Source organism: Magnetococcales bacterium, from assembly GCA_015231755.1.
Classification (GTDB): Bacteria; Pseudomonadota; Magnetococcia; order Magnetococcales; family Magnetaquicoccaceae; genus Magnetaquiglobus.
Genome location: JADGAZ010000012.1, coordinates 105,380 through 131,109, shown reverse-complemented (window position 1 = coordinate 131,109; position 25,730 = coordinate 105,380). Strand labels below are relative to the sequence as shown.

Genomic DNA, 25,730 nt, shown 5'->3' with positions numbered 1-25,730 from the left:
CATCCCCGGATCTCGATGGGCCAGCGACACTCGAAACGCACCCCCCCCCCCGACTGAATGCTGCCTCAACAATAATGACCAGACGGTCAGGAAAAAGTCAGTCTGCTCCGTTACACTGCGCCAACCAACCCGACACCGGATCCGCGACCTCGCCCCACGGTCGGGATGGCGCCACCCCAATACCTGCCACCGGAGAACACCGCCTTATGCCCAAGATCCTCTCCTGGTCCCTGTCCCGCCTCAAGGACTCGGGACGCGACTTTCTGCCCGTGGTGGCCGTGGTGGCGATCTTCCAGTTCGCGGTGATCCGCCAGCCGATCCCCAATCTCGGGGATATCCTGCTGGGTGGTTTCCTGGTGCTGGTGGGACTGGCCCTGTTCGTCGAAGGACTCAAAATCGGACTGTTCCCCATCGGCGAGGCCATGGCTTACAACTTCGCCCGGCGCAACAGCCTGTTCTGGCTGCTCGCCTTCGCCTTTGGACTCGGCTTTTCCACCACCGTGGCCGAACCCGCCCTCATCGCCGTGGCCGAAGAGGCCGCCAAGGTGGCCGCCGCCGCCAAACTGCTCCCTCCGGGCCAAGCCGGCATGGATGAATACGCCCGAGGCATGCGTTTCGCCGTGGCCCTTTCGGTGGGCTTCGCCATCGCCATGGGAGCGCTACGCATCGTCAAAGGGTGGCCAGTCCAATACCTGATCCTCGGCGGTTATGTGGTGGTGATGATCATCACCACCATGGCACCAGCGGAAATCATCGGCATCGCCTATGACTCCGGCGGCATCACCACCTCCACCATCACCGTCCCCCTGGTCACAGCCCTGGGCATCGGACTGGCCACCTCGATCCGGGGCCGCAACCCCATGATCGATGGCTTCGGATTGGTCGCCTTCGCCTCCCTGACACCTATGATCTTTGTCATGGCCTATGGGGTCATGGTCTTCGGCATCCGCTAGAAACTAAAGAAAGAAATCACGCCATGACCCTCTCAAACCTGCTGCTCGACACCTTTTTGGACACCATCATCGACCTTGCCCCGATTGTGGTGTTGATCGTCTTTTTTCAGTTGTTCATCCTCAAGGACGCCCTGCCCCATCCCAAACGTCTGCTCCTGGGGATCGTGTTCGTGCTGTTCGGCATCACTTTGTTTCTGGTGGGACTGGAACTGGCCCTCTTTCCCCTGGGAAAACTCATGGCCACCCAGCTCTCCGCGCCCCAATTCCTCTTCGGCACCGCGTCGGTCCCGGCATCGGCCCACTGGAGCGACTATGGCTGGCTGTACCTGTTCGGCGCGATGATCGGATTCGCCACCACCATCGCCGAACCAGCCCTCATCGCCGTGGCCTTCAAGGCCAATCAGGTCTCCCGGGGCACCATCAACGAAGTCGGCCTGCGGGTGGCCGTGGCCATCGGCGTGGCCATCGGCATCTCCCTGGGTTGTTTCCGGATCGTGACCGGCACCTCCCTGGCCCTGTACATCATCACCGGTTATATGATTGTCATGATCCAAACCTGGTTCGCCCCCAAATTCATCGTCTCCCTCGCCTATGACTCCGGTGGCGTCACCACCTCCACAGTGACGGTACCCCTGGTCACGGCGCTGGGCATCGGACTCTCCTCCACCGTACCCGGGCGCAATCCGGCCATCGATGGATTCGGTCTGATCGCATTCGCCAGCCTCTTTCCCATGATGACCGTCATGGGGTATGCTCAACTGGCCGCGTGGAAAGCACGCAAATCTGTCCTCCTTCCCCGCCCAAGCTGACCAGGAGAGTCAATCCATGGAATTTCAACTCGTCGTGTGCATGGTAAAATCCGACTTCACCGATCACGTCATCCAGGCCGCCAAAAAGGCCGGCGCCTCCGGCTCCACGGTAATCTCCGCCCAGGGCACCGGTCTCCACGAAGCCAAAACCTTTTTCGGTCTGGATCTCAACATCCAAACCGATGTGATCATCTTTTTCCTGGAAGCCAGTCTGGCGGACCACATCCTGGACGTGATCCACAAGGAAGGAGACTTCAACCGACCGGGCACCGGCATCGCCATGACCCTGCCAGTCAACCGGGCTGTGGGGGTCGATCTGCAATTCGACCATTTCAAGCGTCTCGCCAAACATCCGGATCACCTGGAACGGCACTCCTGACACCACCGACGCCGACACACTTCCCATGCGCATTCTGGCCATCGAGGATGATCCAGGACTCCTGACCTCCATCCGGCAACACATGGACCGGGCAGGATTCGTGACCGATTGCGCCGAAGACGGCATCACCGGCGAAGAGATGGGACACGATCCCGGCTATGCCCTGGCGATTCTCGATCTGGGACTGCCGGGACGCCCCGGATTGCAGGTACTGGCCAACTGGAGGCGCGCCGGCATCGGACTGCCGGTGATCATTCTCACGGCGCGCAACTCCTGGCGGGAACGGATCGACGGTCTGGAGGCGGGTGCCGACGACTATCTGGGCAAACCGTTTCACGTCGAGGAGTTGATCACCCGCGTTCGCACGGTATTGCGCCGCTGTCACACCCGGGGTCAGGGTCCGTTGTGCGCCGGATCCTTGCAACTGGACGAACAACGCAAAGAGGTCAAAATCCTCCCGGAGGCGATCATTCCTCTGACCGCCACGGAATTCAAACTGTTGCGCTGTTTTCTGCTCAATCCGGGCCGGGTACTCTCCAAAGAGACCCTGTTTTTCAATCTGTACAACACGGACGACGATCCGGATCTGGCCATCATCGAAACCCATGTGATGCGGCTGCGCAAAAAAATCGGCGAACAGCGCATTTTGACCCTGCGGGGCCATGGATACCGGCTCGCCACCCAGAGCGACCCGACATGAAATCGGTCTCCGGACGCCTTAAGACGGGATTGTCCGCCTTGTTGCTCCTGTTGTGTCTGGCGATTTTTGCCGGAAGCGATCATCTGGCCCGCCGCTTTGCCGACGAGATCACCTGGAATCACCTTTCGGAACGGGCCCGCTGGATCGGAACCCTGCTGATCCGCTCCGGTCCGGACCTTCTGAACCGGGACGATTCCTGCCCCGAACCCATCGGTTCTGGCCGTTTCTGCCAATGGGAGTGGCGGGAAGGCGCCATCCGGCATCACCATCTCTCCCCCTCCCTGGAAGGACACCCCCTGGAATTGCCCACGCTCTCCCCCGGGGAGCAGATGGCCTTGAAACTCATGTCTCCTGCCGGAGAAGAGCTGATGGTGGTCATCCACGCCCTGGTCCGTCCGGAAGGGGAACTGGTGGTGGCCACGGCCCAATCCCGGGGATCCCTGCGTGATCTGTCCCGCTCGTGGCGTCTGATCAATCTGGCGATGACCATCGCGTTGTATCTGCTGGCCTTGGTGTTGTTTGTGTGGTTTATCGCCCTGGCGTTCACGCCGTTCCGGCAACTCCAGGAGGAGTTGAAACGGTTGCAGACCGGCGAACGCCGCCGTCTGGAACGGGCAGGACCAGAGGAGACCCTGCCCCTGGTACGCCTCATCGACCGACTGTTGCTGGCCGAAGAGCGTCATCAAAGCCGGGTGCGTCGCACTTTGTCCCATCTGGGGCATTCGTTGCGGATTCCGGTAACCTCCCTGGCCCATCTGGCGGAAGCCCCGGAGTTGCGCCATCAGGGGCCGATCCGCTCGATTCTCACCGAACAGACCCAACTGCTGGAACGCCTGATCGAACGCCAGTTGCGTCGCGCCTCCCTTTCCGGCAAAGGCGTGGACCCGGATCGTTTCGATCTGGGGCGGGAGTTGTCCTCCCTGATCCGGGCGCTCCACAGCCTGCACTACGACAAGGAACTCGACATCGAAACCCGCATTCCCGAAACCCTGACCGGCCCCGGCCATCGGGATGATCTGCTGGAATTGATCGGCAATCTGGCGGACAATGCCTGCAAATGGGCCAAAAGCCGGGTTCTGATCACCGCCGGGGAAGAAAATGGCTTCTGGCTCACCATCGAAGATGACGGGCCAGGGGTTCCGGAGCCGGCCCTGGAACGGCTGCGTCACGTGATCCGGCTCTCCGGGGACGAGCAACCTGCCGGCCCCAATGGTCTGGGGCTGTTGATCGCCCGGGATATCGTGGATTTGTACGAAGGGGAGATGCTCCTGGGCCGCTCCCCGGAACTGCATGGATTTCTGGTCAGGATCCGTCTGCCATGAACACCACTTCTGCCGTCCTCCCTCCCCGGATCACCCTGATCATCACCCGCGCCACCCTGGACACGGGTTGGCAGGAGAGGCTGCGCACCCGACTCGGGGAGCGCTGGCAGACCCATCTGTTTTTCATGCATCACGGGATTCATCAGGTGGATCAGGCCCACTGGCGCGATCGGATCCAGCCCCATGGCACCGCCAGCTTTTGCGCCCATGGCCACGGACTGGCCCACGGCCCCACCCCCGCGCCGGGCATCCAGCCCGGAGGCTTGGCCACCCTGGGCCGCATGATCCGCGACAGCGACTTCACCCTCACGCTGCCTAACCTCCACTGGCCTCCGCATCCCCAACCCTTGCCCCACAAACGGATCGCCATCCGACTGGAAGGCGCACCGGACGCCATCGTCGAGGGGATACGCCTGGGCGCGGGACTGGCGGGATGCGACCACCGGGTCACGTTGTATCATGACGCCCCACTGACCCACCCGTTTCCCGATCCGGCCCGACCCTACCTGGAAGCCCTGATCGCCCTGGGAGCCCGTATCCTCCCGGTCCCGGCGATCTTCCCGGATCCGCCGGGAGAAGCCTTCGACCTCACGGTGCGGCTGTGACCGTCAATTGGGTGCCGTCGCTGACGAACTGAATCGCTCCGTGCTGATCCGTGCGCCAGATCCGGGCGCCCCCTTCCGCCCAGCGTCTGACCACCACAGGCTTGGGAAACCCCCAAAGATTGTCCGTTCCCACACTGAAAACCACATGTTCGGGCCGCACCGCCCGCACAAACGGCAGCGTCGAGGAGGTCAAACTGCCGTGATGGGGGGCAAGCAGCACCGTGACGGGATGCAACACCCCCTGGGCAAGCAGCCAGGATTCCGACTTGGCCTCCATATCCCCGGTCAACAAAAACCGATGGGCTCCATGTTCGATCTCCACGATCAAGGAGAGGTCGTTGCTTTTGATGGCGCTCCCTTCAGGCAACGGCGGCAACACCCGCACCATCGCCCCGCCATCGGGAAACGATCCCGCCGCCTCAAAGTGATGGACCGGCACCCCCAACCTTCCGGCCACGGCCAGCAACTCCTTGACATCCGCCCGATTTTCGTCCGATTCCGCCAGCCTGGAGAGCCACAGCGCCCCCACCGGGAAATTGCGCAACACCCGGGCCATGCCCGCCATATGATCCCGCTGGGGATGACTCACCACCACCCGCTCCAGCCGTTCGACCCCGTGATGCCACAACACCGACGAAATCACCGCCTCCCCGACATCGAAACGCGGCGTCACCGCTCCCCCGGCGTCGAACACCGACCATCCCCCGCCCGGCATCTTGGCCACCACAGAAAGGGCCTGTCCCACGTCGAGTACGATCAGACGCAACCAATGGTCCGGGGTGGTCTCCCTGGGCCAAGCCAACCCCAACACCGCCACCAGGGTCAACGCCCAGCGCCTCCAGCCCCACCGACCCGAGTGGCGCAGACAGGCGGCCACTAGGCCGACGGCCACAAACCAGGCCATGCCGGGCAGGGCCGGTCCAGGGGTGCGCAGTTCGGCGCCGGGCCATTGCACCGACCACTCCACCAACCAGCGATAGACCGCCATGGCCCACCCCATGGCCCCCAGCAACCAACCGCCGGCCTCCGACCACAGCGGTTGCACCACCATGGCCGCCAGCCCCAACGAGGTGGCCAACTCCCCCACCCAGGGAATGGCCACCAGATTGATCCCCATGCCGTAGGGAGAGATCCGATGAAAGGCGTGCCACGAAAGGGGGGCGGTCACCACGCCGATGGCCAGCGTGGAGGCCAACGTCAACCCCAACCGCCCCTTCCACCCCTCCTGGACGGGCAGATGATCGATCAGATACAAAATCACCGCCACGCACAAAAACGACAACTGAAAGCCCGCATTGAGCAGTTGCCCGGGATACAAGACCAGGATCACCACAGCCGCCAGGGTCAGCAACCGCCACGACTGCCGCTGCCGGCGTAACGCCACGGCCAGCATGAACAGCCCCACCATGATATAGGCCCGTTGGGTGGAGACCGACCACCCGGCCAAAAAAGCGTACCCGGTGACCGGCAACAACGAGATCAAGGCGGCGGGACGTTTCATGTCCCAGCGCCGGGAGAGGGGCAGAATCAAAGTCAGACCCAGACGGGTCAGAAAATAGACCGTTCCCGCCACCAGACTCAGATGCAGGCCGGAGATGGCCACCAGATGAAAGGTGCCGGAGACGAACAGGACATTTTGCAACGCCCCATCCAGATGTCCCCGCTTGCCCACCAGCAACGCCTCGGCCAACCCCTGTTGGGATACGGGCAGGGTGGCGGCGATCCAGTCGGCGATGCGTTGTCGCTGACGGTTCCAAAACCATTGATCCGTGCCGCCGATGCGGCGCACCGCATCCGCATTGCCCGCCGTGGCCGTGGCCACCACCCCGGATTCCCATAAATACTGGCGATAATCGAAGGTTCCCGGATTGCGCGCTGCGGCCACAGGCCGCACCCGGGCCTGAACCGACACCCGGTCTCCGGGCAACACGGTGGTGGTCTGACGATACAGACTCAGACGCACCAACCCCTCGGGATTCCACAGCGGGGATGTGACCTGATCCAGAATCAACAAGACCGAATCACTCCGATCCTCCCGATCCGCCACCACCGCCTGAAATGCCACCTTCTGACGCGCCACCTCGGGAGGCGGGTCCGGCACCTGAATCCAGGAAGCCCACACCGCCAGACCACCGGTCACCACACCTGCCACCAGGGGCCAAACGTCCCCCATCCCGGCTTGTTTCCGGGACCACCACGCGGCCCCCGCCGGCAGCAGGGCCACGCCCAACAACGCCATCCGATCCTGGGACAGGGCGGGCAAGGTTGCGATAATACCAAAAATCATCCACGCCAAAAACAGCGCGGGCAAGGAAACCATTCCCGACTGACGCGTCGATGCCCAATGGATTTTATCGTGGATCAATTTTTCCTTGCTTTTGGTCAAAGTTGCAACCTATTGTAATAGCACTTCCGAAAGTGGCATTCACCTCAAGGAGACACGCATGGAACACCAGTCAAAACCGTTGATCGGCAATCGCGGCTTGATCGTCCTGGGTGCCCTCTGCATCATGGGGTTCACCCTCCATGGCATTCTGGACAATCCGGGAGACCTGATCCGCAACGATCTGCTCTATGGTCCCATCATTGCCGCCAGTCGCATCATCATTCCCTTGTTCCTGACCCTGGGGGTCATCCATTTTCTGGCCAACGTCAGCCAGTGCAAAGCCTGCGGCAAGATTCTCTTCTGGAAAAAACGCACCACCCGCAACTAAAAAAGAAAAATCGCACCCGACCCCATCCGCATTCCTCCTCATTCCTGCCCAATCGGAAAAACCCCGCCATCATCCGGGGTTTTTCCGATTCTCAACTTCGGTCATTCCCATGCCCACAGAAACCCAAAAGATCCCCACTCCCGGACAATTGAAGGCGCTGTATGCCATTCTGGAAAAGCTCCCGGTCAAGATTCATCTCGGAACCCTGTCCGCGATCAAATCCCGGGGATGGATCCAGTTGGCGATCAACAGTGTCGCCATGGGACTGGCCACCAGCTACGATCTCACCGATCTGGGACGCCAGGCCCTGGGACTGGAACTGCCCGGTCATCACCCAACCAACAGCAGCAACGCCCGCACCATTGGTCTGGAATCGGAAACCTGCGAAGAGTGTGGAGGATCCGGACAACTGCTCGTGCTGGACGAACGGGCGGAATCCGACCCCTGCCCCTGGTGTCGGGGCACGGGTCGGGTCACGGAGATGCTGGAAGACTAAAAGGCAATCCCCCGGACCGCCATCCCCTCATGGTCAGGATGGCGGTCTCATAAAAAACACGCTCACTTTTCCAGATTGATGGCCACAAACAGCACGCCGCCATCCCGGGACACCCGCAGCAGCACATTGCGGTTCTGACCGATCTTTTCCACCGCCTGTTCATACTCCCGAGGGGTTTCCACGGGAACCCGGTTCACATCCAGGATCACGTCTCCGAGGCGCAGACCGGCGCGAGCCGCCGGGCCATCCGGCTCCACCTGAGCCACGAACACCCCCTTGATGTCGTCCCCCACCCGGGTCTGACGGCGTTGCCCCTCCCCCAGGGCCTGCACCCGCACCCCGAACGGATCGACCTTGGCCACCCCTTCGGAACGGGAAGTCGTGGTGGTGCTGCCCGCCTCGTCTTTGGGCATCTCCTCGACTTTGACCGGCACCGTCTGCTCCTTGCCATCCCGCAGAATGACCACAGGCACCTTGCTGCCCACCGGGGTCATGGCGACCAGGGAGGGCAGATCCCGCATTTTGTGGATCTCCTGACCGTTGAACTTCAGGATCACATCACCGGCCTTGATCCCGGCGTCCTGGGCGGGTCCGCTTTTGGTCACCTGACTCACCAGCGCCCCTTTGGCCGCATCCAGGCCGAGGGCGGAGGTCAACTCCGGCGTCACCCCCTGGATGCCCACGCCGAGCCAACCCCGGGTGACACGACCCGTGCCTTTGAGTTGCGCCACCACATTCTTGGCCAGATTCACCGGAATGGCGAAACCGATCCCCATGTACCCCCCGGAACGGGTGAAAATCGCGGTATTGATGCCGATCACACGACCATCCAGATCAAACAACGGTCCGCCGGAATTGCCCGGATTGATGGCCGCGTCGGTTTGCAGAAAATCCTCGTAGGGGCCGTTGCCGATGGCCCGACCCTTGGCGGAGATGATGCCGGCGGTCACCGTGGCATCCAGCCCGAAGGGATTGCCGATGGCCACCACCCAGGCTCCCACCTTGATGGCGTCCGAATCCCCCAGCTTGGCCACGGGCAATTTCTGCTTGACGGGAATCTGAATCAAGGCCAGATCGGTCTTGGGATCGTTGCCGATCACCTTGGCGATGAACTCCCGCTCATCCGCCAGCCGCACCTTGATCTCGTCGGCCTCTTCGATGACGTGGTTGTTGGTCAGAATGAACCCGTCGGCGTCGATGATCACCCCGGAACCCAGATTGCGGGTCTGCATCTCGCCTTGGGGCAAACGATCGACAAAAGGTTGGAAAAAATTCTCGAACGGACTGTTCTTGAAGGGATTGTTCTGCAATACAGCCTGTTTGCCCCCCCGGACCTTTTTGCTGGTATGGATGTTGACCACCACCGGCTTGAGATCATCCACCAACTCGGTCAACTCGGGCAGCCCCCGGGCCCAGGCCGGAGAGACGATCCAGCACGCCAAAGCCACTCCCAACCACCAAAGCCGACTGCCGGACCGCATACCGCCACGGTTACCCGCCATCGGGCGTTCCATTCCCACTCCACCCATTGCCGCCATGACTTTCTCCTCTTCGATGGTTGCACGCCGTGACGCGCCAGGGGCCGGAAACCAATCCCGACGCGCCTGCGCTGTTACAAAAAACCAGTCATCCCTTTGTAGTGCATTGCACTCCGTCAATCAATGCCCTGCAACATCCTGAGGAATCGTTGCCGGATGCCGGATAAAAAAAACCCCGGCTGGAACGGGCGCCAAACCGGCACCCGTTCCAGCCGGGGGTGTATTCATCCCGCCTTGGAATCCATCCGCACCGCCGCTTGCATGGTGGCGGACCGGTATCACATGTCCATGTCGTCCATGCCCCGTCCGCCAGCGGCGGGAGCGGGATCCTTCTTCGGCAACTCGGTCACCATGGCTTCGGTGGTAATCATCAGGCCGGCGATGGAGGAGGCGGATTGAATCGCCACCCGCACCACCTTGGTGGGATCGATCACCCCACGGGCCACCAGGTCTCCATACTCGTCGGCCTGGGCATCGTAACCGAAAGGAACCTCCGGATGGCTCACCACCTTGTTGATCACCACCGAACCTTCGCGCCCGGCGTTTTCGGCGATGATGCGGGTCGGCTCCTCCAGGGCGCGACGCACGATGCGCACCCCCATATTCTGATCCGCATTGGCCAGATTCAAGGCGTCCAGGGACTGGACACAGCGCAAAAGCGCCACACCGCCACCGGGGACGATGCCCTCTTCCACCGCCGCACGGGTGGCGTGCAAGGCGTCATCCACCAGATCCTTGCGCTCCTTCACCTCCACCTCGGTGCCGCCGCCCACATGGATCACCGCCACACCGCCGGAAAGCTTGGCCAAACGCTCCTGCAATTTTTCCCGGTCATAGTCGGAGGTGGTATCTTCGATCTGACGACGGATCTGGCCGATGCGGGACTCGATCTGATCCTTGATCCCCTGGCCATCCACGATGGTGGTCTCCTCCTTGCCCACCAGCACCGACTTGGCCCGACCCAGCATGTCGAGGGTGACATTTTCCAGTTTCAGCCCCAACGCCTCGGAGACCACCGTGCTCCCGGTCAGGATGGCGATATCCTCCAGGATCGCCTTCTGCCGATCCCCGAATCCAGGCGCCTTGATGGCGCAGATCTTCAAACCGGCCCGCAACTTGTTGACCACCAAAGTGGCCAACGCCTCCCCTTCCACATCCTCGGCGATGATCAACAACGACGCTCCGGAACGAACCACACCCTCCAGAATCGGCAACATCTGTTGCAAATTGCTGATTTTCTTCTCCACCAACAGGATGTATGGATCTTTAAGTTCACACACCATCTTTTCGGAGTTGGTGACGAAATAAGAGGACAGATATCCCCGGTCGAACTGCATCCCCTCCACCACATCCAGGGAGTTGGCCATCACCTTGGCCTCTTCCACGGTGATCACCCCCTCTTTTCCCACCTTGTCCATGGCCTCGGCGATCATCCGACCGATCTCCGCATTGCCGTTGGCCGAGATGGTACCCACCTGGGAAATCTCCTCGGAGCGGGTCACGGGACGGGAAAGCCGCTTCAACGCCTCCACCACCGTCTGGGTGGCCGCGTCGATGCCACGGCGCAGATCCATGGGATTCATGCCGGCGGCCACGGCCTTCAGCCCCTCGCGGGTGATGGCCTGGGCCAGCACCGTGGCGGTGGTGGTGCCGTCGCCCGCCGCGTCGGCGGTCTTGGAGGCCACCTCCCGCACCATCTGGGCGCCCATGTTCTCGAACCGGTTTTCCAGTTCGATCTCCTTGGCCACGGAAACACCATCCTTGGTGATGCGGGGGGCGCCCCAGGACTTGTCCAACACCGCGTTGCGACCCTTGGGACCCAACGTCACCTTGACCGCGTTGGCCAGAGTGTTCAACCCCTGAAGCATGGCCGCACGGGCATCCACGCCGAATTTGACTTCTTTGGCTGCCATAATGATCTGTTCTCCTCACGCTGTTTTTAAATCACGATATGCGATCTTTTTGTTTCCGATCACGCCCGTGACATTCCGATTCCTGCGGCATCCGACTCCGCCTGCATGGAAATTTTGACCTATCAGATGGACATGCCCCCCAAACCCTGCAAGAGGCTGGGGGCAGGTTTTTTCCCCCGCCCCTCAAAAAAGCCTCCAACTGACGGCGATACCAAGACAATGATCCTGCGCGCACCCCACGACATGAAAAATTTGCAAGATGAAACATTGAAAGTCAAAACCAATTCTGTATGATATGCCACTAAAAGTAACAACCGATCTGCGGAAGATATCATCCTGACGCGACGGTCGTTTCTGTCATGCATTCAAGGAGGAAGGAACCATGCTGGTCGCCAATCTGGCCGAAGTGATCCAGGAAGCCATCGATGAAACCTCGGTCGCCTTTTTCACGACGGACGTGGGCATCAAGGCCGGCCCTTCGGTCACCACCTCAGCCGATGAACCCTATTCGCCCCCGCAGGCCGATGTCACCGCCATCATCGCCTTCAACGGCGTCATCGAAGGAGGCGTCCACGTGTCGGCTCCGTTCCATTGCGCCGTGGGTCTGGCCGCCGCGTTTTCCGGAGAGGACATCCAAACCTTCAACTCCACCGCCAAGGATGCCATCGGCGAATTGGCCAACATCATCGCCGGCGCCGTGAAAAGCCGCATCTGCGACGACCTGATCAACCTCACCCCGCCCCAGGTGGTGGTGGGACGGGATCACCAGATCGGCTACACCAAACCCCTCGAAAGCACCAAATGCTACTTCCGGACCGACAACGGACCCTTCTTCGTGGAAGTGTTCTACCGCAAATAAGCACCAGTCGCCGGAACGTCAGCGCAACACCCTGGACTTCTCGATGGCCCGCATCACATGGGCCTGGGCGGCGTTGAGCAACGCACGCACGGTGGCCGCCTCCACAAATTCGCCCCGATCATCCCGCGCCTGCCGCTCCAGAGCGTCCAGGGCCTGCTTGGCTTTGACAACCTGATCGAGAATCCCGCTGGCGTTGGTGTTCCTGGCTGCGGTCTTGGACATGGTTCATGACTCCGTTTTGGGCGCCCGGTGTTTTAATTTTTGCCAATAATCGAGCCGCTTGGCGATTTCCCGCTCGAATCCCCGCTCCACCGGTTGATAAAACCGCTGACCCAGCAACGATTCCGGCAGATAGTCGGCCACGACGAATCCCTCTTCGTGATCATGGGGATAACGGTACTCCTTGCCATAACCCAACTCCCGCATCAACCGGGTGGGGGCATTGCGGATGTGCAAGGGTGGCCCCAGAGAGCCGGAACGGCCCGCGCAGGCCATGGCGCTTTGAAAGGCGGTATACACGCTGTTGCTCTTCGGGGCCGTGGCCAGATAGATCACCGCCTGGGCCAACGCCAACTCCCCTTCCGGGGAACCGAGAAAGTGATAACTCTCCTTGGCGGCCAACGCGATGGTCAAGGCCTGGGGATCGGCGTTGCCCACATCCTCGGAGGCGAAACGGATCAGACGCCGGGCGATGTACAGTCCATCCTCGCCCCCCTGGACCATGCGGGCCAGCCAATACAAAGCCGCATCCACATCCGATCCCCGCAGGGACTTGTGCAGCGCCGAAATCAGGTTGTAATGGGACTCCCCCAACCGGTCGTGCAACAGGGCGCGCCGCTCCAGGGTCTCCCGCAAAGCGTCCCGCGTCAGTATCCCTCCGCTCTTCACGGTCTCCGGCTGCAACTGGATGAAAACTTCCAGTAGATTCAGGGCATAGCGGGCATCCCCGTCGGCCAGGGCAGCGATGGCCTCCAGGAGTCCGGCCTCCAGCATCAAAGAAAGCGCCCCGAATCCCCGTTCCCGATCCTCCACCGCCCGTTGCAACAGACGGGTCAGATCCTCCACCTCCAAAGGATTCAACACCGCCACCCGACAGCGGGAAAGCAACGCTCCGTTCAGGGCAAAGGAGGGATTTTCGGTGGTGGCGCCGATCAGGGTGATGATCCCCTGCTCAACAAACGGCAAAAAGGCGTCCTGCTGGGCGCGATTGAAGCGGTGGATCTCGTCTACGAACAGGATCGTGCCTTCCGGATGGGCGGCCTTGGCCCGCTCCACCACGGCCCGCACCTCCTTGACCCCGTCGAGCACAGCGGACAGCGCCTCGAAACGGTGCCGGGTGCGGGCGGCGACGATGCGGGCCAGCGTGGTCTTGCCGCTGCCCGGCGGTCCCCAGAGGATCATCGAAGGGAGTTGATCGGTCTGCAAGGCCTGAAACAACAGCTTCCCCGGTCCGGTCAGATGCCCCTGCCCCAACAACTCCTCAAAATCCCGGGGACGCATGCGGTCCGCGAGCGGGGGGGACGGGGATCTGGAACTCACCGGGAACGACTCCCTAAGAGTGCATCAATGTCGGGAGGCCAGCCCCATGAGGATGCGATAGTCATCCCGCAGCGCATCCTTGGGTAGGGGATAACCAAAATCACAGGACTTGACCTTACAGTATTCGTGATTGGTCACATAATCCAGGATCATGCGATAGATATTGTAATGATAAAAGACCGGATGGGTTTCCACCTTGCCGTCCCGGAACACGATGAAACGATTGCGATGGAAACGATCCTGCAAATCAGGCTGCAAATAGCCAAAGCGGTTGTAGGTCTCGAATCCCCCTTCCAGCGGGGGCAGATGATCGCTGACCAGCACGATCAGGGATTGGGGATCCAGGGCCAGCAGTTGCTTCAGATAATCCGCCAAAGCCTTGCTGCGCTCGTAGTGTTGATTGATGATCCGCTCCAGATCCCAGGGCAGTCCCGTATCCTTGAACCGGTTCGGCCCCACCCGATTGCCAGGCTCAAAGGGAAAATGACCGTAGACCGTCAGGACATAGTTCAAGAAGGGTTTCTTGTCCGCCATGCGCTGTTTCACGAAGGCGAGATTCTGGGCATACATGTCCGCATCGAAGAAATACTTGTTGTCCTGCTCCTCCCCCTTGGTCAGATAGGTCTGTTCGGTGGGGGTGTACTCTTTGGAAAAATAAACCGCGTCGAATCCCAATCCCCGATAGGCGGGAATGGTATTGAAAAAGTCCGGCTTGAAGCCGTTCGACGCCATGGTATGATAGCCCAAACGATGCAGAATGCGGGGCAGACAGTAGGTTTCCGCCCCGGAAAAGACGTTGAACTCGATTTCGTCGAACTCCTGATACGCCGGGACTCCGCACAGCACCTCGAACTCCGCCTGGGAGGTGTACCCCCCGAAGACCGGAGAGACCGACAATCCCTGTCGGTTGCCCAGCAGTTCGGTCAGGTCCGGATGAACCGGATGGATCGACTTGGGGAGATTGGCCAGCAAGGTGGGATCAAGAAAGCCTTCCATGACCACCAGATGGACATTGCGACCATTGGTCTTCTCCGGTTTTTCCAGGTCGGGTGGCAAGGTGAGTTTCAGTTGGCTGATATCCCGGTACTGATCGATATGACTGAAAGTGTCACGCCGCTTAGCCTCATTGTAAAGAGCCGTGGCCAGACGACCGTTCTTCTCCACGTTGACCACGGTGGCATAGTGGATCAACTCGTAAGAAAAAGTGCTGAACATCTGGATATAAGACAAAGGATGGACAAACGGCAACGCCAGGATGATCACCCCCGGAATGGACAGGATCGCCGCCCGCCAGGAGAAGCGGATGAACGAGATCAACAAATAAGCCACCCCGCCAAACACAGCGATCAGCACCAGGTTGCCGGTCGGCCCCAGCACCGCGATCAATTCCGGGATCTGGGCCAGATCGTTGATCTTGGGAATACGGAAAAAACGCAAAAAATAATAATCATGTACCAGATAGGGCACCGCCATGAAACCGGCGGCGATCACCGACTGCCAACGGGATTCCCGCACCCATGCGTTCAACACGAAATAAAAATAAAGCATCAGGGGTATCTCCATGCGCCATACCCCTGGTGTCAATTCGATCAGGGGATGGGTCAGACGCAAGTAGAGATAAAGCCCCGCCAAAAACAGGGTATAACGGTTCAGCAGCAACCGTTTGAGGCGCATCGGGTTCATGGAGATCTTGCCTTCCGGAAGCTCCGGGACACACATTCCGGCGCTCGGAAAGAGCCTCCGGGGAAAGGATACAGGGGGATCATGGCAAGGTGACCTGGGGAGCCTCCTCGCCAGCCACCGCTGCCGCCACGGGAACCGGTTCGGGCATGGGGAGCCGTTTGGCGGGCAAGCCGCTGATGGCCGCCATGATCAAGGTGATGGCATAAGGCATGGACTGAACAAACAGCACCCCCACCCAGACCCGGGTATCGAAAAAGTCGAATCCGACCCGCTCCCGGATGCCCCAGGCCGCCAGCCAAAAGGCGATCATCAGGATCGACTCGGTGCGGGCAGCGGCCAGCGCGTGCCAGAAACGATGACCATCCGCCTGTTTCGGGGTGCGGAAGAAGGGTTTTTCCCCGCCGAAGAACCCCTGCATCACGGCGATGGAGATGGTATGGGTCAACGACAGTCCCGCCACAGCCGCCGCCAGGGACTGGATGGGCCGGATGCCCACGTTGGTATAATACAGATGCAGATGCTTCAAGATCTTGAAAGCGAAAAGAATCAACGGCAACACGCTGAACACCACGGAAGGGGCGTCGGCGAAGGCCGGGGCGAAAATCATGGCCGCGGACCAGCCCAGGGCGATAAAATTGAACAGCAGATTCAGGCCATCCGCCACCCAGGGCATCCAGCCCGCCAGAAAGTGATACCGTTGTCCCCAGGTCAGACAGGTGGGACTCCAGCCGAACAACTCCTTCATATGGGCGCGCATGATGCGGATCGCCCCATAGGCCCAACGGAAACGTTGTTTCTTGTAATCGATGAAGGTATCCGGCATCACCCCCCGGCCAAAGCTGCGGGGCACATAAAGCGCCTGGAATCCTTTCTCGAAGATGCGCAAGCCCAATTCCGCGTCTTCGGTGATGCACCACTCGGCCCAACCGTTGACATCCTCCAGCACCGTGCGCCGCACCATGGTCATGGTGCCGTGCTGAATGATGGCGTTGCGCTCGTTGCGGGTGACCATGCCGATGAAGAAAAAGCCCCGGTATTCGGCGTAACACATGGACTTGAAGGTGCTTTCCCCCTGATCGTAGTAGTCCTGGGGAGCCTGGACGATGGCGATTTCCGGTTTCTGGAAATGGGGAGCGAGTTCATACAGCCAGTCGGGATCCACCAGATAGTCGCTGTCGATCACCGCGATCACTTCGGCTTTGGGATCCGTGTGCCGCAGGGCGTAATTGAGGGCACCGGCCTTGAATCCCGCCAGCGGGTTTTCGTGGAAGAAACGGAACCGCTCCCCGAGTTTGGCGCAATGCTCCCGCACCGGCTCCCAGATGGCCGGATCCTTGGTGTTGTTGTCGATGACCAGCACCTCGAAATGGGGATACTTGAGGTTGGCCAGGGAGTCCAAGGTACGGATCATCATGTCCGGGGGTTCGTTGTAGGCCGGGACATGAATCGACACCCAGGGAAGCTGGGAGTCGTCGGTGATATCGGGTCGGGTCAAGGCGCGACGGCGGGCCTGCACCCAGGCGGCTTCCGCCCATTCGTGGGCCTCGGCGAACAGCACCACGATCACCCCGATCATGCCGATGCCCAACAGCAAACCAAACAGCATGGCGCCGCCCGTGAGGTACTGCTGGCTGTAATCATACACCACATAGACCGCCAACGAGGCGATGCCGTAAGACAGAATGGCCAGGAAAAACCGTCCCCGCTTGCGCATGCCATGGCTGTCCAGAAACAACAAGGTGATGGCCAGCAGTCCCACGAACATCGAGGCTCCGGCCAACACATACCACTGGGGAATGTTGACGATCGGGGCATGGAAAGGGAACTTGGCTTGCCGGTCCGCGTTGTAGACCCCCCAATAAGAGCCGACACCCCGTTCCAGGGAGTTGCTCTTCCAGGGTTGATCAAAGGCTTCGATCACGTAGTAGACATATTTCTCCCGGTTGGCCCGGGCCAGAAAACGACGCAAGAAGGTGGCCTGCTCCGCCTGGGTGGCCTTGGCGTCGATGCGGGTGCGTCCGTCGCTGGGCCAGCCGACCTCACCGATGACGATGTGTTTTTTCGGATAGGTATCCCGCAATTCGTTCATCCGGAACACGATGTAATCCACCGCTTTTTCCTGGGCGATCCCTTCCCAGTAGGGAAGCATGTGGACCGCGATGAAGTCGGTATGCTGCACCAGTTCGGGATATTTCAACCAGATGTGCCAGGGTTCGGCGGTACTGACCGGGGCGTTCACCGCCGAGCGGACCCGATCGAGATATTTGATCAATCTTTCCACCGAAACCCGATCATGCAGCAACGACTCGTTGCCGACGATCACCCGCACCACGTTCTGGGCGTTGGCGTTGACGGTTTTGATCAGCCGTTCGATTTCCGCGTTGTTGTGGGCCTCGTCGCTGTCGATCCACCCGCCGACCATGACGTTGATGTCGTGCTTGTGGGCCAGCCGGGGGATTTCCGCCATCACACCTTCGACGGTATAGGTACGCACGGCGTAGGTTTTGCCGGAAAGCAGGGCGAGATCCTCATCGATCTGCTCGACGGAGGGATGGATGCCTTTCTGGGGATCCTGATCCGCCCGATAGGGGGCAAAAGCGAAACCCATCACCCGATCCGGCCAGAGCGGTTCTTCCAGCGGTCGATTGAACCAGGCCCAAAGACTCACCGTAATCAAAGAGACAGCACCGACAACCAACCAATGGCTAGGTTTCATGGAGAAGAGATCCGCGATCTTGCTATGGAGTCATGACAGGCATACCTTACCGTTCCGGTCAGCCGACACGGGCTGCCCGACGATGGGACAGGCTTATACCACAAACAATCGCTCCTTACAAAGATTGCCACGGGCATTCCCGATTCGCCTCCCTCTTTTTCTCCCGGCCAATCCTGTGGATCCCCGGCCATGGCGGCCTGAACAGGGGAAGGAAAAGAGTGGAATCCCCCTTTTCCCGGCTTGATTCCCGCTTGGAATTCCCTCACAATTCCAACACGATTGACAATCGCCGAATCAAAAAAAAGGCGTAACCCGCCTGTGTCCCCCAGGCCGGAAACCGCCACCGGCTCAAATCGCCCGAAACCTGAGAAACCCGTTAAAAAAACATGCTCGCCCTGATCTCCCCGGCCAAGACTCTCGATCCCTCCCCCTCCCGCCTGACCCTGCCCGGCACCCGACCGGCGTTTGTGGAACAGGCCAACCAGTTGGCCGCATTGCTGAAATCCCACTCGGAAACGGAGTTGGCCGCACTGCTGGGCATCAGCCCGACCCTGGCCCGACTCAACGCGGAGCGTTTCCGGGAATTCAGCACCGATGCACACCCGCCCCAAACCAAACACGCCGCCGCGCTGTATCGGGGCGACACCTACGACGGCCTCGACGTGGACTCCTGGACCCCGGATGACTGGCAGTTCGCGCAAGGATCCTTGCGCATTCTCAGCGGACTGTACGGTCTGTTGCGGCCTTTGGATGGCATTCAGCCCTACCGGCTGGAAATGTCGAGCAAACTGGCCAATCCGGCGGGCAAGGATCTGTATCCCTTCTGGGACCGGCGGTTGAGCCGAGCCGTCACCGCCGAGGCGACGACCCACGACGATCCCACGGTGATCCATCTGGCCTCCGAGGCCTACATCAAGGCGGTGCCGGGCATCCCCCTGCTCACCCCGGTCTTCCTGGAGGCGCGACCCGAAGGCCTGAAGGTGATCGCTTTGCTGGCCAAACGGGCACGGGGGGCCATGGCCCGTTTTCTGGTCACCCGTCGCCTCACCACCCCGGAACCCCTGAAAACGTTCAACGCCTTGGGCTATCGCTTCCGGGAGGAACTCTCCACTCCGGGCCGCTGGGTCTTCGTGCGGGAGCAGACCGGTTCTTGAAAACAATCCCCCGCTCCCCATCGATCAACCGCGACCGATCCAACCCATTCTGGAGCCATTTGGATTGACCATCTCGCCACTTTTGCCACTGGACGACCCGACCGAAGCGCACATCCGCGCCCTGGCGGCCACCACCGCCGAACCCGAAGGGGCCCTGGGACGGCTGCGGGATTTTGTCCAGACCCACGCCGCCACACGACCCGAGGCGATTGCCCGGCTCACGCAACGGCTGCAAGATCCGCTCTGGCGCCGACGCCTGTTGCTGGCCTGGGGCAACAGTCCCTATCTGTCCCATGTCCTGATCAAGTGGCCGGAATGTCTCGCCGACGACTATCTGGCCCACGATCCGGTGGCCTGGAACCAAGGCGTGGTGGCAGCGGTTCTGGCCACCGACTCCCGCGCCGAGGCGACGGCCATTCTGCGGCGTCACAAACACCGGACCTTTCTGGGCATCGGTCTGCGGGATCTGACCGGAGAGGCCACGCTGCACGACACCACCTGGGGTCTTTCCGCCCTGGCGGATGCCAGTCTGGAGGCGGGCTACCGCTGGCTGGACCGCTGGTTGAGCGCCGCCCACGGCCCTCCCATGACCGAAACCGCCGAAGAAGGACACCATCCGGCCCGTTTCGTGATTCTGGGCATGGGCAAACTCGGCGCCGGAGAGTTGAACTTCTCGTCGGACATCGACCTGATCTATCTGTACGACGACGATCACGGGGGATGCGAAGGCAAACGTCCCATCTCCATCAAGGAATATTACAACCGGCTGGGCCGGGAACTGATCCGACTGCTGGGAGAGTCCACCGCTGACGGAATGGTTTTCCGCATCGACCTGCGGCTGCGTCCCGAAGGGGAAAGCGGGGATCTGACCCTGTCGCGCCGCTCGGCGGAGATCTACTACGAATCCTGGGGCCGCACCTGGGAGCGGGCCGCCATGATCAAGGCCCGCCCGGTGGCGGGAGACCGGGCGCTGGGGGAACAGTTCCTGAACAATCTCCAACCCTTCGTCTATCGGCGTTATCTGGATTTCGCGGCCCTGGACGCCATCCGCGACATGAAACGGCGCATCGACCAGAAAATCACCGCCCGCCAGGACTATCACCGCAACGTCAAACTCGGTTACGGCGGCATCCGGGAGATTGAATTTTTTGTCCAATGTCAGCAGTTGATTCATGGGGGCAAAAATCCCCAACTGCGTCAGCGGGCCACGGAACAGGTGCTGGCGCAACTGGTCACCGCCAATCTGCTCCCGGCCCACACCGCCGAAACCCTGGTGGCCCACTACCGCTTTTTACGCACCGTGGAACACCGGCTCCAGATCGAGCGAGAACGTCAGACCCACTCGATCCCGGAAGATCCCGCCGGTCTGCTGGCCCTGGCCCGACGCATGGGATTCGCCACTGCCGAACCGTTCCTGGCCCGGCTGCAAGGGGTGGTCGAGGAGGTGCATGGCATTTATGGCCAACTGTTCTTCGAGGGGGAACGGGAGGACGGAGAGCGTCCGGAGCCGGTGGTGCTGGCCCTTCTGGAAAGTCAGGAAAACGAAACCGGCGCCCTGGAGGCGATCCGCAAGGCGGGCTTCGAGAATCCTCAACAGGCGTTGGGGCTGATCTCGGTGTTGCGGGAAGGGCCTTCCAGCCGTCTCACCGAAGCGGCGCGCCAGTGGTATGGCCGCATCGCGGTGCCGTTGCTGGCGGAGGTGCTGGTCGCTCCGGATCAGGACATGGCCTTGCAACACGCCGAAACCTTTTTGAGAGGACTGGGACACCGGGTCAACTACCTGGCGCTCCTGAAAGAAAATCCCCCGGTGCTCAAGCTGTTGATCCGGCTTTTCGGCACCTCGGGGCTGTTGTCGCGCTTTCTGATTCATCATCCGGAATTGATGGACGGGCTGGTCACCACCGATTTTCTCGGTCGTTTCCGCAACCGTGGCGAATTGACCGCGGATTTGAATCAAACCATGGACAAGGCCCGGGATCCGGAGGAAGGCTTGAGCCTCATCCGGGAGTTCAAGAATGTGGAGACCCTGCGTCTGGGCATCCGGGATCTCTCTGGATTGGCGGAACCCGAAGAGGTGACCTCCGGACTCTCCCTGCTGGCCGAAGTCACCTTGAACCGGATTCTGGCCGACGCCATGAAAGAGCTTCAAGAGCGTTATGGCACTCCCCGCTTCATCAACCCCCAGGGAATCAGCCAGGAAGCCCCCTTCGCCATCATGGCCATGGGCAAGCTGGGGGGCAGGGAATTGGGATTCGCCTCGGATCTGGATCTAATCTTCATCCACGGCAGCCGGGGCGAGGAGCAACGCACCGATCATCCGGATCACCCCCTGCCCAACAGCCAGTTCTTCTCCCGGCTGGGACAAAAGATCATCACCGCCATCACCTCCATGACCCGCTCCGGCAAACTCTACGAACTGGACATGCGCCTGCGACCCTCGGGCAAATCCGGACCGGTGGTCACCTCACTGGATTCATTTTTCCACTATCAGACCCACGAGGCGTGGATCTGGGAGCATCAGGCCCTGACCCGCGCCCGTCTCATTGCCGGGGATCCGGGTTTTATCGCCGAATTGAACCGGGTGATCGCCTCGATTTTCGCCCGAGGTCACGATCCGGACACCGTGCGCCGGGAGGTGGCCTCCATGCGGCTGCGCATCCTGGAAGAAAAAAGCCCACCTCCGGGCTGGATCGACATCAAACAAAGCCGGGGCGGCGTGGTGGATGTGGAGTTTTTGGTGCAATATTTGTTGCTGGCCCACGGCGCCGCCCATCCGGAGATCGTGCGCCCCAACCTGCCCCACGCCCTGCGGGCCCTGGCCAAGGCGGGCATTTTGCAGTCCGGGGAGGCGTTGACGCTGGAAGAGGCCTATGGCCTGTACCGGTTCACGGAAAACCGCTTGCGGCTGCTCCACGACCGTTCGGAAAACCGCATCGGTCCGGATCCGCGGGTACGGGTGCGGCTTGGACGTTTGTGTCACGCCCTGGAAGAAGAGATTATTCCGGCGCTGGAGAGTCGTTTCAAACGGGTGACGCCGATTTATCAGAGGTATCTGGGATCATGAACATCGACGATCTGTTCATCGCCGCCGACCCGGACGGGGTGCAAAGAGAGCGGCTCAAGGCCAAGGAGCTGAAGCGTTCCCCCTGGTGGAAAGGGCAGGTGGGACAGGGCCGCTGTCATTATTGTGGTGCAAGGTGTCATCCGGGAGATTTGACCATGGATCACGTCACCCCCCTGATCCGGGGCGGAAAGACCACCAAAGGCAATTGCGTACCGGCCTGCATGACCTGCAACCAGGAGAAACGCCACCTCTCCACCATCCAGTGGCAAAGTCATCTGGAACAAAAAAAATTGGCCCTGGATGCCCTCGCCTCCGCGTCACCCCCGGCGCCGGATCACTCCGGACCGCAAGAGTGAAGCGCCTCGGGACGCAGTTCCGCCAGCAGGCTCACCCGGGACTCTTCCAGGGCGGTTTTTTCGCTCAAGACAAAACATTCAAACAGTCCGGCCTGGGGATTGGCGACCCACCACCGTTCGGCGGTGGTCACCACCTGATACTGGGTCAACGTGGAAGAGACCCGCAGATCGAACAGCTCCACCCGGCACTCCGCCAAGGCGGTCAACTCCCGGGCCAAAGACCACAAGGTGACCGGATCCGACTCCCCTTCCATCAGCACCGCCAGCTCCAAAGGACTGCCCATGGTGCCGGAACCTTTTTCGATCCGCTCCCCCATGGCATAGATGGCAATCAACCGGGGCAAAATCTCCCGGATCCGGGCCACCAGGGCCTCCTGGTTGAAGGCGGCGTGATCCGGGGATTCGCTGGCGAGTTCCTGCCAGACATGCCACACCTTGTCCATATCGGCCATCATCACCGTGTCACACTCGGCCTCTTCCCGGTACACCCCCTGAACGGCCTGCAACGGATCCTGGACCACCGCCTCACCCGCCGAAGCCAATTCATCCACCATCAAGATTAAACGGGCCTGACGTCCGTAAAGACTCCGCAGGGGCGACGGGAGGCAGATATGCCCTTCCGGAGAGATATCGGTTTGAATTTCGATGGCTTGCATGCTGGCATACTCCCGTGATGGTCTCAACCATCCTGCTTCAAGCAATTTTTCTGCCAACTGTCATTTCAATTCAACAATTGCAGCACGATCCGGGGTTGCTGGTTGGCCTGGGCCAAAATGGCCATGCCCGCCTGTTGCAGAATGTTTTCACGGGCCATACGGGCCGTTTCCAAGGCGATGTCCGCGTCACGGATGCGGGAACGGGAAGCCTGGGTATTTTCTTCCAGAGAGGAGAGCCCCTGCAAAATGGCCTCGAAACGGTTCTGCATCGCTCCCAAATTGGCCCGGATCTCCGAAACCGAATCCAGGGCGCTGTCCACCCGACTGATGAGGCTATTGGCCCCGTTCTGAGTGAGCATGGAGGCCAGACTGCCATCATTGCCCAACCCCAATGCGCTCACATAGGCCAGATTCATATCGATGGCCAAGGTCTGGCCCGCATCGGTCCCGATCTGGAAAACCGCCTGATAGGAGGTTCGGGATCCCCCCGTGGTGCCACCTTGCTGCTGGAAATAGGCGACATTGGTGACACCATTCAACAAGGTGGTGTCGTTGTAGGTGGTCTGGGACGCGATACGCTGAATCTCGGAGATCAATTGATCTTTTTCCGCGCTCAGGCTGATCCGGTCCGTGTCGCCGAGGGTGTCACTGGCGGCCTGCACCGCCAGTTCGCGGATGCGTTGCAAGGCGTCTGAGGTGCCTTCCAGGGCGCCGTCGGCCACCTGGAGCATGGAGATCCCATCATTGACATTGCGTATGGCCGCGTTGGCGCCCCGGATCTGGGCGCTCATGCGCTGGATGATCGACAACCCCGCTGCATCGTCGGAAGCACTTTCCACCCGCACTCCCGAAGCGAGCCGACGCATGGACTGGCCCAACGCGTCGGTATGGCGCGTCATGACACGACTGGCTTGCAAGGCAGCCAGATTGGTATACAGGGTCAAGGACATAAGCGACTCTTTGGTTTCGGGACCGTTGCGACCATTAACGATAGAAACAAACGTGAAAACACCACTCACTGTCTGATTTATCGTCCGGATCGACCGGAGACTGAAAACCTTTTATGGCTGGCCGGGCATCAAAACGCAAAAACGGCCATAAGGCCAAAAAGTCATCGACATCCCCCCGTCCACACTCTGGCTCCAGATCTTGACCGCGCAGTGGAACTGGCATCATTCCCTGCTGGCGGACTGTGCCGGGGGCATTTGGTATGCTGGCAGCATGAACGAGATCAAAGGAGCGGAACCGGTCCTTGCCGCACACCCCATCCGACCCGATTCCATCCAGCCTCATCGCCAGGCTGCTTGGCGCAGAAGCCACTGGATTTCGCTGGACACCAAGGCGGATTTCCACGAAAATCTTAAGACAAGGTTGAGGTTCAAAGGGTCGCCATGGCCCAAATCTTCATTTGCCGAATCGGGCACGAGGCAACAGGTCGGCGATGATGAGGCCGACGATGATGAAAGATGATTTCATACATATGTCGCTCCTTGTGGATTGCCCATGACTGATATTATCCATCCGCACGACCGATTCCTGAAAGCTTTGCTCTCCAATCCCACCACAGCGGGAACTCTGCTGCGGGAACGGTTGCCAAAAGCAGTGGTGGAAGTGCTGGCCAGTGATCCGCCAGAGTTGGTGGAGGGTTCGTTCGTCGATGAGGAGCTGCGTGCCCATCTGACGGATCGGCTCTACCGGGTCAAGACGCTCACGGGCCGGACGGCTTTGTTGTACGTGCTGATCGAGCACAAGAGTTCCCCTGACGTGCGCATCGGCTGGCAGTTGACGAAATACATGGTCGAGGCGTTGAAACAATGGGAACGCGAGCATGGCAAGTGGGAACGACTTCCAGCCATCGTCCCCTTCGTGTTCTACCATGGCGCGACCGCATGGCGGGTTCCGGATGAATTTCTGGCCTTGGTGGATGCCGAAGAAGGCTGGCATCCATATCTGTTGAACTTCCGGTTCACGGTGCTGGATCTGGGCCGCATCGATGATCGGCAACTCTCCCGTCAACCCAACCTGCGGGCGTGGCTGTTGGCGGCAAAATACGCGACTCGTGATGGCCAGCAGATTCAGATGAAAGAGTTGCTGGTCGAAGCGCTGGTCGAAATTCCGGATGAAGATTTCCGGTTTCTCATGCGCTATGTGGTCGAGACCTACCGCAACTACGATGAGCCGACGGTACGTGAGATCATTCGCAGGGTACGTCCCGAGGAGGAAGAGAAAATGATGTCCATGTTCGCACAAAGTATGATTGCAAAAGGACGCCAG

Annotated in this window: 23 protein-coding genes; 14 read left to right on the top strand and 9 right to left on the bottom strand. The window is 60.5% G+C overall.

Features of this window, described 5'->3' with window-relative positions; translation table 11 throughout:
• Window positions 1-206: 206 nt before the first annotated feature.
• The 6 genes from HQL98_09815 to HQL98_09790 are packed head-to-tail and all read left to right on the top strand — an operon-like array spanning window position 207 to window position 4,768.
• Entirely contained in the window at window positions 207-953 is a 747-nt protein-coding gene (locus HQL98_09815) for a DUF1538 domain-containing protein (protein MBF0272345.1), read from the top strand.
• 23 nt (window positions 954-976) lie between these two features.
• Window positions 977-1,762 carry a DUF1538 domain-containing protein gene (locus HQL98_09810; protein MBF0272344.1) on the top strand — a complete coding sequence of 262 codons (786 nt, stop codon included), beginning with the start codon at window positions 977-979 and terminating at the stop codon, window positions 1,760-1,762.
• Window positions 1,763-1,778: 16 nt separating this feature from the next.
• Complete coding sequence (locus HQL98_09805) at window positions 1,779-2,141, top strand: P-II family nitrogen regulator (protein ID MBF0272343.1); 363 nt, start codon at window positions 1,779-1,781, stop codon at window positions 2,139-2,141.
• A 25-nt stretch (window positions 2,142-2,166) separates the two neighbouring features.
• Complete coding sequence (locus HQL98_09800; GenBank protein ID MBF0272342.1) at window positions 2,167-2,841, top strand: response regulator transcription factor; 675 nt, start codon at window positions 2,167-2,169, stop codon at window positions 2,839-2,841.
• On the top strand, window positions 2,838-4,163 hold the full coding sequence (locus HQL98_09795) for a hypothetical protein (protein MBF0272341.1): 1,326 nt from the start codon (window positions 2,838-2,840) through the stop codon (window positions 4,161-4,163). The genes HQL98_09800 and HQL98_09795 overlap by 4 nt, the downstream gene beginning before the upstream one ends.
• Window positions 4,160-4,768: a hypothetical protein gene (locus HQL98_09790; GenBank protein ID MBF0272340.1), complete on the top strand. Its 609-nt coding sequence runs from the start codon at window positions 4,160-4,162 to the stop codon at window positions 4,766-4,768. Before HQL98_09795 ends, HQL98_09790 begins: the two co-directional genes overlap by 4 nt.
• Here HQL98_09790 and HQL98_09785 read toward each other — a convergent pair.
• Window positions 4,752-7,079 carry a DNA internalization-related competence protein ComEC/Rec2 gene (locus HQL98_09785; GenBank protein MBF0272339.1) on the bottom strand — a complete coding sequence of 776 codons (2,328 nt, stop codon included), beginning with the start codon at window positions 7,077-7,079 and terminating at the stop codon, window positions 4,752-4,754. The genes HQL98_09790 and HQL98_09785 overlap by 17 nt on opposite strands.
• A gap of 133 nt (window positions 7,080-7,212) precedes the next feature.
• On the opposite strand from HQL98_09785, the gene HQL98_09780 reads away from it, so the two are divergent.
• Both HQL98_09780 and HQL98_09775 read left to right on the top strand, forming a co-directional pair.
• Entirely contained in the window at window positions 7,213-7,482 is a 270-nt protein-coding gene (locus tag HQL98_09780; protein MBF0272338.1) for a hypothetical protein, read from the top strand.
• Window positions 7,483-7,591: 109 nt separating this feature from the next.
• Entirely contained in the window at window positions 7,592-7,978 is a 387-nt protein-coding gene (locus HQL98_09775; protein ID MBF0272337.1) for a hypothetical protein, read from the top strand.
• 62 nt (window positions 7,979-8,040) lie between these two features.
• Here the strand turns inward: HQL98_09775 and HQL98_09770 are convergent, their stop codons facing one another.
• Together HQL98_09770 and groL are read right to left on the bottom strand one after the other, a co-directional pair.
• Window positions 8,041-9,516 (bottom strand): DegQ family serine endoprotease, encoded by a 1,476-nt coding sequence (locus HQL98_09770; GenBank protein MBF0272336.1) that lies wholly within the window; start codon window positions 9,514-9,516, stop codon window positions 8,041-8,043.
• A gap of 278 nt (window positions 9,517-9,794) precedes the next feature.
• Window positions 9,795-11,429 (bottom strand): chaperonin GroEL, encoded by a 1,635-nt coding sequence (gene groL / locus HQL98_09765; protein MBF0272335.1) that lies wholly within the window; start codon window positions 11,427-11,429, stop codon window positions 9,795-9,797.
• Between the two features lie 382 nt (window positions 11,430-11,811).
• On the opposite strand from groL, the gene HQL98_09760 reads away from it, so the two are divergent.
• Complete coding sequence (locus tag HQL98_09760) at window positions 11,812-12,288, top strand: chemotaxis protein CheX (protein MBF0272334.1); 477 nt, start codon at window positions 11,812-11,814, stop codon at window positions 12,286-12,288.
• Window positions 12,289-12,306: 18 nt separating this feature from the next.
• On the opposite strand, the gene HQL98_09755 is transcribed toward HQL98_09760, so the two are convergent.
• The 4 genes from HQL98_09755 to HQL98_09740 all read right to left on the bottom strand — a co-directional run bounded on the left by HQL98_09755 (window position 12,307) and on the right by HQL98_09740 (window position 18,226).
• Complete coding sequence (locus HQL98_09755) at window positions 12,307-12,510, bottom strand: hypothetical protein (GenBank protein ID MBF0272333.1); 204 nt, start codon at window positions 12,508-12,510, stop codon at window positions 12,307-12,309.
• A 3-nt stretch (window positions 12,511-12,513) separates the two neighbouring features.
• Window positions 12,514-13,788 carry a replication-associated recombination protein A gene (locus HQL98_09750; GenBank protein MBF0272332.1) on the bottom strand — a complete coding sequence of 425 codons (1,275 nt, stop codon included), beginning with the start codon at window positions 13,786-13,788 and terminating at the stop codon, window positions 12,514-12,516.
• 63 nt (window positions 13,789-13,851) lie between these two features.
• Window positions 13,852-15,510, bottom strand: a complete 1,659-nt coding sequence (locus HQL98_09745) for an LTA synthase family protein (GenBank protein ID MBF0272331.1) — start codon at window positions 15,508-15,510, stop codon at window positions 13,852-13,854.
• A gap of 79 nt (window positions 15,511-15,589) precedes the next feature.
• Window positions 15,590-18,226: a glycosyltransferase gene (locus HQL98_09740; GenBank protein MBF0272330.1), complete on the bottom strand. Its 2,637-nt coding sequence runs from the start codon at window positions 18,224-18,226 to the stop codon at window positions 15,590-15,592.
• 386 nt (window positions 18,227-18,612) lie between these two features.
• On the opposite strand from HQL98_09740, the gene HQL98_09735 reads away from it, so the two are divergent.
• From HQL98_09735 to HQL98_09725, 3 genes are all read left to right on the top strand, one after another.
• Window positions 18,613-19,380 (top strand): peroxide stress protein YaaA, encoded by a 768-nt coding sequence (locus HQL98_09735; protein MBF0272329.1) that lies wholly within the window; start codon window positions 18,613-18,615, stop codon window positions 19,378-19,380.
• A gap of 64 nt (window positions 19,381-19,444) precedes the next feature.
• Window positions 19,445-22,444 (top strand): bifunctional [glutamate--ammonia ligase]-adenylyl-L-tyrosine phosphorylase/[glutamate--ammonia-ligase] adenylyltransferase, encoded by a 3,000-nt coding sequence (glnE, locus tag HQL98_09730; protein ID MBF0272328.1) that lies wholly within the window; start codon window positions 19,445-19,447, stop codon window positions 22,442-22,444.
• Window positions 22,441-22,800, top strand: a complete 360-nt coding sequence (locus HQL98_09725; GenBank protein ID MBF0272327.1) for an HNH endonuclease — start codon at window positions 22,441-22,443, stop codon at window positions 22,798-22,800. Before glnE ends, HQL98_09725 begins: the two co-directional genes overlap by 4 nt.
• Here HQL98_09725 and HQL98_09720 read toward each other — a convergent pair.
• Window positions 22,779-23,168: a nucleotidyltransferase domain-containing protein gene (locus HQL98_09720; GenBank protein ID MBF0272326.1), complete on the bottom strand. Its 390-nt coding sequence runs from the start codon at window positions 23,166-23,168 to the stop codon at window positions 22,779-22,781. The genes HQL98_09725 and HQL98_09720 overlap by 22 nt on opposite strands.
• Before the next feature lie 353 nt (window positions 23,169-23,521).
• Window positions 23,522-24,406: a flagellin FliC gene (locus tag HQL98_09715; GenBank protein ID MBF0272325.1), complete on the bottom strand. Its 885-nt coding sequence runs from the start codon at window positions 24,404-24,406 to the stop codon at window positions 23,522-23,524.
• 271 nt (window positions 24,407-24,677) lie between these two features.
• Here HQL98_09715 and HQL98_09710 point away from each other — a divergent pair, with 271 nt between their 5' ends.
• A complete protein-coding gene (locus HQL98_09710) occupies window positions 24,678-24,926 on the top strand; it encodes a hypothetical protein (GenBank protein MBF0272324.1) in 249 nt (82 codons plus the stop codon).
• Between the two features lie 33 nt (window positions 24,927-24,959).
• Window positions 24,960-25,730: Rpn family recombination-promoting nuclease/putative transposase (locus HQL98_09705; GenBank protein ID MBF0272323.1), on the top strand; the 771-nt coding region annotated here is incomplete at its 3' end.

Coding starts and splice junctions, on each gene's coding strand:
- HQL98_09815 (MBF0272345.1), top strand. CDS start 207: ATGCCCAAGATCCTCTCCTGGTCCCTGTCCCGCCTCAAGGACTCGGGA.
- HQL98_09810 (MBF0272344.1), top strand. CDS start 977: ATGACCCTCTCAAACCTGCTGCTCGACACCTTTTTGGACACCATCATC.
- HQL98_09805 (MBF0272343.1), top strand. CDS start 1,779: ATGGAATTTCAACTCGTCGTGTGCATGGTAAAATCCGACTTCACCGAT.
- HQL98_09800 (MBF0272342.1), top strand. CDS start 2,167: ATGCGCATTCTGGCCATCGAGGATGATCCAGGACTCCTGACCTCCATC.
- HQL98_09795 (MBF0272341.1), top strand. CDS start 2,838: ATGAAATCGGTCTCCGGACGCCTTAAGACGGGATTGTCCGCCTTGTTG.
- HQL98_09790 (MBF0272340.1), top strand. CDS start 4,160: ATGAACACCACTTCTGCCGTCCTCCCTCCCCGGATCACCCTGATCATC.
- HQL98_09780 (MBF0272338.1), top strand. CDS start 7,213: ATGGAACACCAGTCAAAACCGTTGATCGGCAATCGCGGCTTGATCGTC.
- HQL98_09775 (MBF0272337.1), top strand. CDS start 7,592: ATGCCCACAGAAACCCAAAAGATCCCCACTCCCGGACAATTGAAGGCG.
- HQL98_09770 (MBF0272336.1), bottom strand. CDS start 9,516: ATGGCGGCAATGGGTGGAGTGGGAATGGAACGCCCGATGGCGGGTAAC.
- groL (MBF0272335.1), bottom strand. CDS start 11,429: ATGGCAGCCAAAGAAGTCAAATTCGGCGTGGATGCCCGTGCGGCCATG.
- HQL98_09760 (MBF0272334.1), top strand. CDS start 11,812: ATGCTGGTCGCCAATCTGGCCGAAGTGATCCAGGAAGCCATCGATGAA.
- HQL98_09755 (MBF0272333.1), bottom strand. CDS start 12,510: ATGTCCAAGACCGCAGCCAGGAACACCAACGCCAGCGGGATTCTCGAT.
- HQL98_09750 (MBF0272332.1), bottom strand. CDS start 13,788: ATGCGTCCCCGGGATTTTGAGGAGTTGTTGGGGCAGGGGCATCTGACC.
- HQL98_09745 (MBF0272331.1), bottom strand. CDS start 15,510: ATGAACCCGATGCGCCTCAAACGGTTGCTGCTGAACCGTTATACCCTG.
- HQL98_09740 (MBF0272330.1), bottom strand. CDS start 18,226: ATGAAACCTAGCCATTGGTTGGTTGTCGGTGCTGTCTCTTTGATTACG.
- HQL98_09735 (MBF0272329.1), top strand. CDS start 18,613: ATGCTCGCCCTGATCTCCCCGGCCAAGACTCTCGATCCCTCCCCCTCC.
- HQL98_09725 (MBF0272327.1), top strand. CDS start 22,441: ATGAACATCGACGATCTGTTCATCGCCGCCGACCCGGACGGGGTGCAA.
- HQL98_09715 (MBF0272325.1), bottom strand. CDS start 24,406: ATGTCCTTGACCCTGTATACCAATCTGGCTGCCTTGCAAGCCAGTCGT.
- HQL98_09710 (MBF0272324.1), top strand. CDS start 24,678: ATGAACGAGATCAAAGGAGCGGAACCGGTCCTTGCCGCACACCCCATC.